The organism is Amycolatopsis sp. NPDC031561, assembly GCF_055580625.1.
Genome location: NZ_JBVILA010000024.1, coordinates 1 through 12,822, shown reverse-complemented (window position 1 = coordinate 12,822; position 12,822 = coordinate 1). Strand labels below are relative to the sequence as shown.

Here is a 12,822-nt window from a genome sequence, read left to right as displayed (position 1 = left end):
ATGCATCGGGAGCGGAACTTTTCCGGGTGAAGGTGATCACCGCACGGCGGTCTCCAGCCGGACGAAGGCGAATCCGGTCGTCGCCGGTTCCTCACCCGTGGGGCCGGTGGCCGCCGGATGGCGTTCGCCGTCGTGCACCACCAGCAGGCCGTGCGGGAACAGCGGGCCCAGCGGCGCGGTGGTGATCGCGGCGCCGTCGGAATGCTCGACCGAGTCGGTGCCGCGTCCGGCGACGATCCGGAAGTCGCGCCGCGGGGCGTTGCGGCCGGTGCGGTCGTAGACCACGAACCGGGAGTCGCCCTGGCTCGACGCGAGCAGCTTGTCGGCGGCCAACGTCAGCCCCTCGGCGTCCGCGGTCAGCCACTCGCCGCCGAAGCCGGGGTCGGGGCCGTCGGCGACGCATTCCTCGGTCGTCTCGTCGAAGCGCTGCGGCGCCCCGAAGGAACGGACCTTGTCGATCAGCGCGGGACGGCCGAAACCGTCGCCGTGCACCGGGATCCGCCAGATCCCGACGTCTTCCTGCGCGGTGTAGAGCACGCGATGCTCGACGTCGAGCACCGAACCCTCCAGCTGCGGGCGCTCGTCCGGTTCGCCGCACGGCGACCACGTCGCGCCGTTCGGCAGGCGGAACGACGTGGGCAGGTCGATCGTGCCGATCGGCGCGGTGCCGACGGTGCCGCCCGGTTTGTCGACAAGTCGCAAGAGCGCCACGCGGGTTTCGTGCCGCCGGGTCACCGCGACCCAGCGCGCGCCGGTGCGCGGATCGCGTCCGGCGGTGAGCCCGTACGCCGTCCGCTGTTCGTCCACTTCGGACTCCGAGGCGGAGAAGACCGGTGCGGCGGAAGGATCCGTGACGTCCCGCAGCACGTGCGAGCCGGCCGCGGCGCCGGCCGGGTCGATCCGGTAGACGCGGACGCGGTCCCGGCCGCGGTCGCTCACCACCGCCAGGTCGCCGACGACGTCGACGTTGTTGAACCGCCCGCCAGCGGGCACGGCGAGCTGCTGGAGCTGCCGCGCCCTCAGGTCGAACGCGGCCAGCCCGCCTTCCTTGAGCGTGCCGAGCACGACGCTCTGGGAGGGGTTCTTCGGATGGACCCAGATCGCCGGGTCGTCGGCGTCGGCGTTGGCCGGGTCCGCGCCGGCGTCGTCGACGAACGCCCTGGTCTGCGCCACGGGCGAGGGGTTCGGGCTCGCTTCGGCGGGCACTCCGGAGAGCAGGGAGGCCGCCAGCAGGGGGAGGGGAAGGAGAGCAGCTATGCGCATCCAGGGGAAGCTAGCCGCGCGAGTTGTCCGGCCGGTGAACGTCGGCGGTCAGGTAGTACTGCGCGACCGGCGCCAGCATCGCGACGACCTCGTCGTCGGAGGCCTCGACCAGCGGCGGGAGCTGGATGACGTAACGCAGCAGTGCGAACCCGACCATCTGCGCGGCGATCCCGGCCACCCGGACCTTCGGCACGCCGCGTGCTTCGGCGACCCGCGCCAGTACCGTCCGTTCGAGGAACTGTCGCATCATGGTCGCGACCTGCTCGTTCGTGGTCGCCGACCGGATCATCGCCAAGAACGGCTCGCGGCCCGCCGGGGCCTGCCAGATGCCGAGGAACGCGCGGACGAGACGTTCGCCGACCTCGTCTTCTGGGCCTTCGAGGATGCGGGGGACCATCTCGCCGGGGTCGATCGGCAGGTTCATCGACGCGGCGAAGAGCCGCTGCTTGGTGCCGAAGAAATGGTGCAGCAGGGCGGCGTTGACCCCGGCGTCGGCCGCGATGCCGCGCACGGTCGCCCCGTCGTAGCCCTGCTCGGCGAACCTGCGCCGAGCCGCGTCGAGGATCTCCTCCCGCGTCTCGGTCTGCCCCGGCCGCCGCCCCGCCTGTGCCATTCCGCGAGCTTAGAACGCCCTTGACTACGCTTGTCCCCATGTCAGTCGCAGTCAGGGTCATCCCGTGTCTCGACGTCGACGCGGGCCGAGTGGTGAAGGGCGTCAACTTCGCCGACCTGCGCGACGCCGGCGACCCCGTCGAGCTCGCCCGCCTGTACGACGCCGAGGGCGCGGACGAGCTCACTTTCCTCGACGTCACGGCTTCCTCCGGGGACCGCGAGACCACCTTCGACGTGGTCCGCCGGACCGCGGAGCAGGTGTTCATCCCGCTCACCGTCGGTGGCGGCGTGCGCACGAACGACGACGTCAACCGGCTGCTGCGCACCGGCGCGGACAAGGTGAGCATCAACACCGCGGCCATCGCGCGGCCGGAGTTCCTGCGCGAGGCGTCCCGCCGGTTCGGCGCGCAGTGCGTCGTGCTGTCGGTGGACGCCCGCCGCGTCCCCGACGGGACCGAACCGACGCCGTCCGGATTCGAGGTGACCACGCACGGCGGGCGCCGCGGCACCGGTATCGACGCCGTCGAGTGGGCCGCGCGCGGTGAAGAACTCGGCGTCGGTGAGATCCTGCTCAACTCGATGGACGCCGACGGCACCAAGAACGGCTTCGACCTCGAACTCCTGGCCAAGGTGCGCCGCGCGGTCCGCGTCCCGGTGATCGCCAGCGGCGGCGCCGGCGCGCTCGAGCACTTCCTGCCCGCCGTCGAGGCCGGTGCGGACGCGGTGCTCGCGGCCAGCGTGTTCCACTTCGGACAGTTGAAGATCGGCGAGGTCAAGGGCGCCCTGCGCGCCGGGGGAGTCGTGGTCCGGTGATCATGGACAAGTGGAAGGCCGCCACCGAGGTCAAGGTCGTCTGCGCGCTGATGCTCGGGCTCGGCCTCGCCTACGTGGGGATGGCCGTGATCCTCATGTTCGCGCCGTACTCCACCGCGCGGACGTTCCTACTGCCCGGGACGTCGGTCGTGCTCGGTGGTCTCGTCGTGGCGGGTCTGGTGCTGAGGATGTCTTCGGCGCGGTTCGCCGGTTTCGCCGTCAGCTTCCTGTTCGCCTTGCTGCACGCGCTGTCCATGCTGGCGGCGGAACTCTTCTGGGTGAAGATCGTGTCCGGGCTGCTTTTCGCCGGATACATCTACTCGGCGGTCCTGCTCAACTCGATGCCGGTGAAACGGTACCTTCTCGGAGCCACGAATGACGCTTGATCCCGCCCTCTCGGATCGCCTGAAGCGCAACGCCGACGGGCTGATCGCCGCCGTCGTCGTCGAACACTCCACCTCGGACGTCCTGATGATGGCGTGGATGAACGACGAGGCGCTCGAGCGCACCCTCACCACCCGGCGCGGGACGTACTATTCGCGCAGCCGCAAGGAACTGTGGGTGAAGGGCGAGACGTCCGGCCACGTCCAGCACGTGCGCGAGATGCGGATCGACTGCGACGGCGATACCGTCCTGCTGCGCGTCGACCAGACCGGCCCGGCCTGTCACACCGACACGCACACCTGTTTCGACACCGACGAACGGCTGCTGCTGGCCGACGAGAGCGAGTAGGCCCGTGAACGTCGTCGCCAACGTCCTGGTCGGCATCGTCGCCCTGATCCACCTGTACATCGTCGTGCTCGAGATGTTCCTGTGGACGACCCCGCGTGCTCGCGCCGCCTTCGGCACCAGCGAGGAATTCGCGAAGGAGAGCGCGCCGCTCGCGGCGAATCAGGGGCTGTACAACGGTTTCCTCGCCGCCGCGCTGATCTGGGGGCTGATCGCGACCGGCGGTACCGCTTGGCAGTTCAAGATCTTCGGCCTCGCGTGCGTGATCGTGGCAGGGCTCTACGGGACGGCGACGGCGAGCAAGCGGATCTTCTTCGTGCAGGTGGTCCCGGGCACGCTGGCGCTGATCGCGGTGCTGATCGCGGGATAGGACCTTGGTCCCTCCCGGTAGCCTCTTCTCAGGCGTAAAATCCGTGTATGAAACTGGGGACTGGGGAAATTTCGACGGATCGATACCACCGCCGGAGAGTGGGCTACCGCTTCGCGATGCTGTTCAGTATCGCGGTGGCGAGCGCCGCGGCCATCGGACTCGTTCTGCAGCTGACGGGCGAGGAATCCAACTGGGGAATTACCGGGTTCGCCGATGAGATCGCACTCTTGATCGCGGGTCCGGCGCTGGCGGCCTTCGCCGGGTATCGCTTCAAGGTCAACGACAAGCTGTTCGAAGCCGCGCTTGCAGAGCGAGCGGCCTCGCCGGTGCCCGTACCGGAATCGACCGGGATCGGGGTCACCGATCCGGACGCGGAGACCCCGCGCCTGCGGAAGCTGGCGCTGCGGTCCACGGTGCTCGCGCCCCTGTGCCTGCCCCTGGTCGCGGCCGGGATCTACGTCATCGCCTTGCCGTCAATCCAGTCCACCGACTTGCTGGAGCACGGGAACCGCGTCAACGGCACCGTGGTGGACGTTCCGGATCGCGGCCACATGTGGGTCGAGTACTGGGTGCGGGCCGAACGCCGGGAAGTACTGATCCACAAGCATTACGACCACGAGTACGAGCCCTACCAATCCGTCGTGGTCTATCACGATCCGGAAGATCCGGACCGGGCGCGCACCGACGTGGAGTCCAACACGGAGGACTTCGGCAAGGCCGGCGCGTTCCTGTTGGCACCCGGGTTCGTCGGCTTCGTGTGTTCGGTGCTGTCCGCCAAGGGCTGGCGCTACCGGCACCGCCTGGTGACGGAGACCGGATGGCGTCCGGCGATCGCGACGGTGAAACGGGACTACAGCCGGGGATCATGGCAACAGCTCGAGATCCACCTCGTGTTCGAGGACGGTTCCGAGACGGTGGTGCGGTCGGCGGGCTGGTCGGTCCGCTCGGCATTCTGGTATCGGAAGAAGCCGGGGACGCGGGTCCAGGTCGGTGGTGAGGGCGGAGACGTGGTCGTCCTGTTCCCCCGCGGCGGGCTGAGCGGGAAACCGTACGTTGTCCCCGCGGGAACGACGCGGGACGGCGACGAAGCCAGGCCGAAGACAAAGGTCTGAGTCCGCCTGCTCACTTGCACGCCCGAAGGGGGATCACGGTTGCCCTGGAGCGATAGGGGACTCGTTTGGCCGGGAAAGCCACTTTTCCCGGCTAGCATCGGTGCATGAAACCGGGGCGAGCGAAGAGAAGACCAGCCGGCCGCGACCGTGTGAGACGGCTTCCGCGCGTCGCTGGGCAGCCTCTGTCCTCTTCGGATGTCGACGACGTCAAAAGCCTTGTCGCGCAGACGGTACACGAAGAAGTGGCCGCTCCTCTGATCGAGAAATTGTCGCACTTCAAGGTGCGAGCGCTGGCTTTGTCGGTCCTCTGGCTGGTCTTCTTCGTCACCTGCCGGGTGAGCGACGTGCCGTTCCCGCTGTCCTTCTTCGCGTTCCTGGGCTTTCCGGCGTGCCTGGGTGCCGCTTGGCTCTGGCGGAGCCGGTATCGCTCAGTCTCGAAAACCGGCCTGCGTGAGGCCACGGCGACGGTGCGGCCGGGGTGGTTGTTCCCCCGTGTCGACGTGTTCTTCGAAAACGACTACAAGTTTCTCGCCACGCGCCGTTCGCTGAGGGTCGCGCCCCGGGTCCGGAAGGTTCCCGTCTTCATCGGCGGTGAGGGAACGGACATGATCGTGATCTTCCCGCGCGGACGGTTCGGCAAGGACACGCTCTACGCGGTGCCTGTCAAGGAGATCGAGCCGGACACGGCCTGACATAGGACTGGGAGAAGGCGAATTGAGGCGAAGGACGAGAGGTCGCGACGGCCTGTCGCTGTGGTCGTCCACCAAGGACGATCAGATCGAAGAGCATGTCCCCGAGCCGGAAGAATCGAGTTCGGCCGCGCCGGCTCGTGCCCGGGCCGAGCCGTTTTCCCTGGATCGGGAACAGTGGGATGATGTCAAGAAAGCGGCGCGAAGGCATCGGCGCAGGGAAATCGGATACCAGGCAGCCGAGCTGATCTTCATCGCGATCTTCTTGGTGTGGACGGGCGGCACGATCTATTCCTTCGCCGTACCGGACTACCCGTGGGAAGACTACGAACTCGCGGCGAACATCACGATTCTCGTCGTGGCTTCGGTATCGGCCGCCTTCGCCGCGTGGCGAGCCAGGGTGAACGGCGCCCGGTCCGTCGTGCCGACGGGATCGCAGGAGTGGCTGCCGCCCGAAGAAGACCTTCCGGCCGACGACCGGGTCGATCTCGAACGAGAGATCTCACGCCTGCGAACCTTGAGGTTCCGCGCGTTCCTCATCGCTCTTGGCTGGGCCGCGGTGCACATCGGAGGCTTTCTCGGCATGGTCGGGGTGGAGCGCTCGGCAGCGGAACTGCTGGAGACCGGTGCGCAGGTGCCCGGCAGGGTGGCGAGTCTCCACGATCCGGACGGAGGCCGGGGTGGTTGGTCGATGGAGGTCAATTACGTCGTCGGTGGAAGGCGCTACAACACCGACGTCTCCCTCGAAACAGATCGGCACTACGTGACCGGGGAATCGGTGACGGTGGTGTACGACCGATCGGATCCGGGCCGGATGCGGACCCTGGAAGAGCCCAACGAAAACCAGTTCTGGGTCGGGGTTTCGGTGACGGCGGCGATCGTGGCCCTGATCGCCGTCCCGTTCTCTCTCGTCGCGGCCGGGGCGTGGCGGCGGCGCCACCGATCGGTGCTGGCCACCGGGTGGCGGACGGCTTCGGTCACGGTCGCGCCGGACTATCCGATCCGTTCGGGCCGCAAGATGCCGTCGATCGAGGTCGAATATCGCGACGGCAGCAGGATCACCCTCCGCGCCTCGACGTCGACGCATGGTTCGACCCCGTTGAGGAACCGGCCGAAGCGATGGGCTTGGGTCGGCGGCGAAGGCCGGGACATGGTCGTGCTGTTCCCGCACGGTCGTTGGCGGGAACCGCCGTACGCGGTGCCCGCGTGGGCGGTGACGGAACGCTTTCAGCCGGACGAACAAGCCACTTCGTGAGTGGTAAGGACGGTTAGAACCGTCAGTACCACTCACGAGACCCCGCACTGACCGCAGCTTTCAGTCGATGTCCCCGGTCAGGTACCGCTGCACTGTCGGCGCGATCGCGGTCACCAGCGGCTCGATCTCGCTCGTCGCCATCGGCTCGAACTTCGCGACGTACCGCACCAGCCCCATCCCGACCAGTTGCGAAGCGCAGAGCGAAGTCCGCAGTTCGACGCGGTCCGAGCCGAGTCCGGCGATGATCTTCGTGAAGAAGTTCTGGAAGAAGCCGCGCAGCACCAGCGCGGCCTGCTCGTGCCCGGCGACACTGCGGACCAGTGCCTGGAAGACTTCGCCGCCCGCGCCGTCCCAGCGGGTGAGGAAGGTCCGCACGATCCGCCGTCCGAACTCGTCGTCGGGGCCGTTCGTCAGTTCCGCGAGCAGTTCGTGCGGGTCGAACGGCAGTTTCAGGACGGCTTGGGCGAACAGCCCCTCCTTGCTGCCGAACCAGTGGTTGACCATCGCCGCGTCGACGCCGGCGCGGGTCGCGATCGCGCGCACCGTCGCACCGTCGAAGCCGCTCTCGCCGAACACCGCGCGGGCCGCTTCGATCAGCGCGACGCGCGTGTCCTGTCCACCGGGCCGCCGTCCCCGGCGGCGCGCGGTACTGTCTTCACCGGCCATGGCGCCATCATGAACGGGACCGGCGCAAAATTCAACAAGACTTGAATTCATCCCCCGGTCCCCGGCCTCCCGGCCATTGCAGCACAATGGGCGGCATGGTCAGCGCCGCACATGCCAGCCCGTCGGGGCTCGGCTCGGTCAGCCCTTCGCGCGACGATTTCCGCGCGCTCGCCGAGGGCCGTCGCGTCATCCCCGTTGTCCGTCGCGTGCTCGCCGACGGTGAGACCCCCATCGGGGTCTACCGCAAGCTCGCCGCCGACCGGCCGGGGACGTTCCTGTTCGAATCGGCGGAGAACGGTGCTTCCTGGAGCCGATGGTCGTTCATCGGCGTCGACAGCCCCGCCGCGCTGACCGTGCGTGACGGCAAGGCCGTCTGGACCGGCACCCCGCCGGTCGGCCTGCCGACCGAGGGCGACCCGCTCACCGTGCTGCGCGAGACCGTCGCCGCGCTCCACACCGAGCAGCTGCCCGGAATGCCGCCGCTCACCGGCGGGATGGTCGGTTACATCGGCTACGACGCCGTCCGCTGGCTCGAGCGGCTCCCCGAGCTCGCCGAGCGCGACCTCGACATCCCCGAGCTCACCATGCTCCTGGCGACCGATCTCGCCGCCTTCGACCACCACGAGGGCACGGTCACGCTGATCGCCAACGCGGTCAACTGGGACGACTCGGCCGAGCGGGTCGATGCCGCCTACGACGACGCCGTCGCGCGGCTCAACGCGATGACCAAGCAGCTGCACGTCGCGGCCCCGGCCACGGCCGCGGTCTTCGACCGGCCCGCGCCCGAATTCACCCGCCGCCGCTCCAAGCCGGACTTCCACGCGGCCGTCGAGAAGGCCGTCGAGGCGATCAAGGCGGGCGAAGCGTTCCAGATCGTGCCGTCGCAACGGTTCGAGATCGAGACCCAGGCCGACGCGCTCGACGTCTACCGAGTGTTGCGCACGTCCAATCCGAGCCCGTACATGTACCTGCTGCGCCTGGACGGCTTCGACATCGTCGGGTCCAGCCCGGAGTCGCTGGTCACCGTCCGGGACGGCCGCGCGACCACGCACCCGATCGCGGGCACCCGCTGGCGCGGCGCCGATCCGGAAGAGGACGCGCAGCTGGCCAAGGACCTGCTCGCGGACGAGAAGGAGCGCTCCGAGCACCTGATGCTGGTCGACCTCGGCCGCAACGACCTCGGCAAGGTCTGCAAGCCCGGCACCGTGCGCGTCGTCGACTTCTTCGGCGTCGAGCGCTACAGCCACGTCATGCACATCGTCTCCACGGTCACCGGCGAACTCCTCGACGACAAGACGGCCTTCGACGCGGTCGCCGCCTGCTTCCCGGCGGGCACGCTCTCGGGCGCGCCGAAGGTCCGCGCGATGCAGCTGATCGAGGAGCTGGAGCCGACCCGCAGGGCGCTCTACGGCGGTGTCGTCGGCTACCTCGACTTCGCCGGGGACGCCGACACCGCGATCGCCATCCGCACCGCGCTGATGAAGGACGGCGTCGCGTACGTCCAGGCGGGCGGCGGCGTGGTCGCCGACTCGGTCGCCGACTACGAGGACACCGAGTCGCTCAACAAGGCCCGCACGGTGCTTTCCGCCGTCGCGGCGGCGCAGACGATGATCGCGGCGGACGAGCTCGACCCGGCGGGTGACAGCGCTCGTGTCTGAAGCGCCGGAAGACACGGCTCCGTCCGCCGGGAAGGCCAAGCGTCCACTGTGGATCGCCGTGGTGGGCCTGCTGCTGGGCGCGGCCGCGTTGTGGGGGGCCTCCCAGCTCGTGTGGTTCGCGGAGTTCCGTGACGGCGGGGTGCGCGGCACCGTGCTGTACACGGAAATCGGTTCACAGCGTGCGGTTGCGCTGATTCCGCTCGCCCTGCTGGCGCTCGCGGGCACGGCGGGGCTGATCGCCACCGGCGGATGGCCACGCCGGGTGCTCGGCGTGGTACTCGCCGTGTCCGGCGTCGCGGCGGTGTGGATCGGCGTGGCGGGCGGCTCGTTCAGCGGATTCGCCGACGGACTGCCCGTCGCCCAGATGGTGGGAGCCCGCGGTCTCGCGATCCTCGGGGGAATTCTCGTGGCGGCGGGCGGGTTGGCAGCCATCAAGGGCGCGGGCCGGATGCCACGCCTCGGCGCGAAGTACGCGGCGCCGGGGACGAAGAAGCGGGCCGCGAAGGATCCGGAGACCGAGCTGTGGGAGGCGCTGTCCGAAGGCGAAGATCCCACCGCGACCCGGTGACGACCGCGGATTTCGCGGGTTTCGGAGATCTTTCCCGGCAAAGATGACACGGTTGGCATTCGGAGTAACGGACATACCCGGAACCAGGCCGTATTCGTGCGGGGGTTAGCATCGTTTCGGCGGGAAGGGGAAGGTTTTTGTGAGCGACCTTGCGAAGGAATCCGTGAGTACGACGGCTGGTGAGGGACTCCGGTGAGCGTGCTCGAAGACATCGTCGCCGGCGTCCGCGCCGATCTCGCCGAGCGCGAGGCGGTTCTGCCGTTCGACGAACTGAAGAAGCGTGCGACCCAGGTCGCACCTCCCCGTGACGTGCTCGCCGCCCTGCGCGAGTCCGGCATCGGCGTCATCGCCGAGGTGAAGCGGCGCAGCCCGTCCAAGGGCGAGCTGGCCGAGATCGCGGACCCGGCCGCGCTGGCGAAGGACTACGCCGACGGCGGCGCCCGGGTGATCAGCGTGCTGACCGAGCAGCGGCGGTTCGGCGGTTCGCTCGTCGACCTCGACGCGGTCCGCGCGGCGGTCGACATCCCGGTGCTGCGCAAGGACTTCATCGTCAGCCCGTACCAGGTCCACGAGGCCAGGCTGCACGGCGCGGACATGGTCCTGCTGATCGTGGCGGCGCTGGAGCAGAACGCCCTGATCGCGTTGCTCGACCGCGTCGAATCCCTCGGGATGACGGCGCTGGTCGAGATCCACAACGCCGAAGAGGCCGACAAGGCCCTCGAAGCGGGTGCGAAGGTGATCGGCGTCAACGCCCGCAACCTGCACACGCTCGAGGTCGATCGGGACGTCTTCTCGCGGCTGGCCCCCGGCCTGCCGATGGACGTCTTCAAGATCGCCGAGTCCGGTGTCCGCGGTCCCGGCGACCTGATGTCCTACGCGGGTCACGGCGCCGACGCCGTCCTCGTGGGCGAAGGGCTCGTCGCCTCCGGAGACCCGAAGGGCGCGCTGGTCAAGCTGGTCACCGCCGGTTCGCACCCCGCGTGCCCGAGGCCTTCTCGATGACCACTGAGTACACCGAGACACCGCACGGCGAGCACGACCCGGACGACCGGGGCTACTACGGCCCGTACGGCGGCCGGTTCATGCCCGAGGCGCTGATCGGCGTCGTCGACGAGGTCGCGGCCGAGTACGACAAGGCCCGGACCGATCCGGAGTTCGTCAACGAGTTCCGGCGCCTGCTGCGCGACTACGCCGGCCGTCCGTCGCTGCTCACCGAGGCCAAGCGCTTCGGTGAGCACGCCGGCGGCGCCCGGATCTTCCTCAAGCGCGAGGATCTGAACCACACCGGTTCGCACAAGATCAACAACGTGCTGGGCCAGGCGCTGCTCACCAAGCGGATGGGCAAGAAGCGGGTCATCGCGGAGACCGGGGCCGGGCAGCACGGCGTGGCCACCGCCACCGCCTGCGCGCTGCTCGACCTGGAATGCATCGTCTACATGGGCGAGGTCGACACCGAGCGGCAGGCGCTGAACGTCGCCCGCATGAAGCTGCTCGGCGCCGAGGTCATCCCGGTGAAGACCGGTTCGCGCACGCTCAAGGACGCGATCAACGAGGCGCTGCGCGACTGGGTCACCAACGCCGACACCACGCACTACCTGTTCGGCACGGCGGCGGGCCCGTACCCGTTCCCGATGATGGTGCGGAACTTCCACAAGATCATCGGCGAGGAGGCCCGCGTCCAGATCCTGGAGCAGGCCGGACGCCTGCCGGACGCCGTCGCGGCCTGCGTCGGCGGTGGATCGAACGCGATCGGGATCTTCCACGGCTTCATCGACGACCCCGAGGTCCGCCTCGTCGGTCTCGAGCCGGGCGGCGAAGGCATCGAGGGCAACCGCCACGGCGCCACGCTGACCAAGGGCACCCCGGGCAACCTGCACGGCGCGATGACGTACCTGCTGCAGGACGAGGACGGCCAGACCGTCGAGTCGTACTCGATCTCGGCCGGTCTGGACTACCCGGGCGTCGGCCCGGAGCACTCGTGGCTCAAGGACAGCGGCCGCGCCGAGTACCGGCCGGTCACCGACGCCGAGGCGATGGACGCCTTCAAGCTGCTTTCGCGGACCGAGGGCATCATCCCGGCGATCGAGTCGGCGCACGCGCTGGCCGGCGCGCTCGTGCTGGGCCGTGAGCTCGGCCCCGAGGGGCTGATCATCGTGAACCTGTCCGGTCGTGGCGACAAGGACATGGACACCGCCGCGAAGTACTTCGGCCTGGTGGAGAACGCATGAGTGGGTTGGACGAGGTCTTCGCGAAGACTCGCGCCGAGGGCCGCGGAGCACTGATCGGGTACTTGCCCGCCGGGTTCCCCACGGTCGACGGATCGAAGGACCTGCTGGCCGCGGTGGTCGAGGGCGGCGCCGACCTGGTCGAGGTGGGCGTGCCCTACTCGGACCCGGTGATGGACGGCCCGACCATCCAGGCCGCGTCGGTGAGCGCGCTTTCCGGCGGTTTCAAGCTCAAGCACCTGTTCGAGGTCGTCGAGTCGGTGTCGTCGCGCGGCGGCAAGGCCGTCGTGATGACCTACTGGAACCCGGTGCACCGCTACGGCGTCGACCGTTTCGCGCGGGATCTCGCCGCCGCGGGCGGACTCGGCATGATCACCCCGGACCTGATCCCGGACGAGGCCGACGAGTGGATGGCCGCGTCCGAGCAGCACGGTCTGGACCGGATCTTCCTGGTCGCGCCCTCCTCCTCGGAGGAGCGGATCGCGAAGACCGTCGCGGCCTCTTCGGGCTTCGTGTACGCCACCGCGGTGATGGGCGTGACAGGCGCTCGTGACCAGGTCGGCGTGCACGCCGAGGACCTGGTCGAGCGGACTCGCGCGCACACCGAGCTGCCGATCGGTGTCGGTCTCGGTGTCCGCTCCGGCGCTCAGGCGGCGCAGGTCGCAGGGTTCGCGGACGGCGTCATCGTCGGCTCGGCGCTGGTGACGGCCGCGGCGAGCGGGCTCGACGCGGTGCGCGAGCTCTCGGCCGAGCTGTCCGCCGGGGTGCGGAAGACCGTCGCCCCCGCTTGATCTCTTAGCGGGGGGGGGGGGGGGACCGCCTGCGCCCCTCAAAAGAGAGGGGGAGTGAGAAAGCAAAGGGC

Annotated in this window: 15 protein-coding genes; 12 read left to right on the top strand and 3 right to left on the bottom strand. The window is 69.1% G+C overall.

What is annotated here, in order from left to right; genetic code table 11:
* Positions 1-36: 36 nt before the first annotated feature.
* Positions 37-1,263 (bottom strand): phytase, encoded by a 1,227-nt coding sequence (locus tag ACZ5IK_RS34710; RefSeq protein ID WP_465491565.1) that lies wholly within the window; start codon positions 1,261-1,263, stop codon positions 37-39.
* A 10-nt stretch (positions 1,264-1,273) separates the two neighbouring features.
* A complete protein-coding gene (locus tag ACZ5IK_RS34705) occupies positions 1,274-1,876 on the bottom strand; it encodes a TetR/AcrR family transcriptional regulator (RefSeq protein WP_465491564.1) in 603 nt (200 codons plus the stop codon).
* A gap of 38 nt (positions 1,877-1,914) precedes the next feature.
* On the opposite strand from ACZ5IK_RS34705, the gene hisF reads away from it, so the two are divergent.
* From hisF to ACZ5IK_RS34670, 7 genes are all read left to right on the top strand, one after another.
* Positions 1,915-2,688 carry an imidazole glycerol phosphate synthase subunit HisF gene (hisF, locus tag ACZ5IK_RS34700; protein WP_465491563.1) on the top strand — a complete coding sequence of 258 codons (774 nt, stop codon included), beginning with the start codon at positions 1,915-1,917 and terminating at the stop codon, positions 2,686-2,688.
* Positions 2,689-2,690: 2 nt separating this feature from the next.
* Positions 2,691-3,074 carry a hypothetical protein gene (locus ACZ5IK_RS34695; protein ID WP_465491652.1) on the top strand — a complete coding sequence of 128 codons (384 nt, stop codon included), beginning with the start codon at positions 2,691-2,693 and terminating at the stop codon, positions 3,072-3,074.
* Positions 3,064-3,420 (top strand): phosphoribosyl-AMP cyclohydrolase, encoded by a 357-nt coding sequence (gene hisI / locus ACZ5IK_RS34690; RefSeq protein WP_465491562.1) that lies wholly within the window; start codon positions 3,064-3,066, stop codon positions 3,418-3,420. The genes ACZ5IK_RS34695 and hisI overlap by 11 nt, the downstream gene beginning before the upstream one ends.
* 4 nt (positions 3,421-3,424) lie before the next feature.
* Complete coding sequence (locus tag ACZ5IK_RS34685) at positions 3,425-3,787, top strand: DUF1304 domain-containing protein (protein WP_101609417.1); 363 nt, start codon at positions 3,425-3,427, stop codon at positions 3,785-3,787.
* A 116-nt stretch (positions 3,788-3,903) separates the two neighbouring features.
* Positions 3,904-4,899 carry a hypothetical protein gene (locus tag ACZ5IK_RS34680; RefSeq protein ID WP_465491561.1) on the top strand — a complete coding sequence of 332 codons (996 nt, stop codon included), beginning with the start codon at positions 3,904-3,906 and terminating at the stop codon, positions 4,897-4,899.
* Positions 4,900-5,141: 242 nt separating this feature from the next.
* Entirely contained in the window at positions 5,142-5,591 is a 450-nt protein-coding gene (locus ACZ5IK_RS34675; protein ID WP_465491560.1) for a hypothetical protein, read from the top strand.
* 22 nt (positions 5,592-5,613) lie between these two features.
* On the top strand, positions 5,614-6,843 hold the full coding sequence (locus tag ACZ5IK_RS34670) for a DUF3592 domain-containing protein (protein WP_465491559.1): 1,230 nt from the start codon (positions 5,614-5,616) through the stop codon (positions 6,841-6,843).
* Between the two features lie 60 nt (positions 6,844-6,903).
* Here ACZ5IK_RS34670 and ACZ5IK_RS34665 read toward each other — a convergent pair whose 3' ends face one another.
* Positions 6,904-7,509 carry a TetR/AcrR family transcriptional regulator gene (locus tag ACZ5IK_RS34665; protein WP_465491558.1) on the bottom strand — a complete coding sequence of 202 codons (606 nt, stop codon included), beginning with the start codon at positions 7,507-7,509 and terminating at the stop codon, positions 6,904-6,906.
* 95 nt (positions 7,510-7,604) lie between these two features.
* On the opposite strand from ACZ5IK_RS34665, the gene ACZ5IK_RS34660 reads away from it, so the two are divergent.
* The 5 genes from ACZ5IK_RS34660 (at position 7,605) to trpA (ending at position 12,751) form a co-directional block, all read left to right on the top strand.
* Entirely contained in the window at positions 7,605-9,167 is a 1,563-nt protein-coding gene (locus ACZ5IK_RS34660) for an anthranilate synthase component I (RefSeq protein WP_465491557.1), read from the top strand.
* Positions 9,160-9,735: a Trp biosynthesis-associated membrane protein gene (locus ACZ5IK_RS34655; RefSeq protein WP_465491556.1), complete on the top strand. Its 576-nt coding sequence runs from the start codon at positions 9,160-9,162 to the stop codon at positions 9,733-9,735. Before ACZ5IK_RS34660 ends, ACZ5IK_RS34655 begins: the two co-directional genes overlap by 8 nt.
* A 192-nt stretch (positions 9,736-9,927) precedes the next feature.
* Positions 9,928-10,737, top strand: coding sequence for an indole-3-glycerol phosphate synthase TrpC (trpC, locus tag ACZ5IK_RS34650; protein ID WP_465491555.1), 810 nt, complete (start codon positions 9,928-9,930; stop codon positions 10,735-10,737).
* Positions 10,734-11,963: a tryptophan synthase subunit beta gene (gene trpB, locus ACZ5IK_RS34645; protein ID WP_465491554.1), complete on the top strand. Its 1,230-nt coding sequence runs from the start codon at positions 10,734-10,736 to the stop codon at positions 11,961-11,963. Before trpC ends, trpB begins: the two co-directional genes overlap by 4 nt.
* Positions 11,960-12,751 (top strand): tryptophan synthase subunit alpha, encoded by a 792-nt coding sequence (gene trpA / locus ACZ5IK_RS34640; protein ID WP_101609410.1) that lies wholly within the window; start codon positions 11,960-11,962, stop codon positions 12,749-12,751. Before trpB ends, trpA begins: the two co-directional genes overlap by 4 nt.
* Positions 12,752-12,822: the final 71 nt, after the last annotated feature.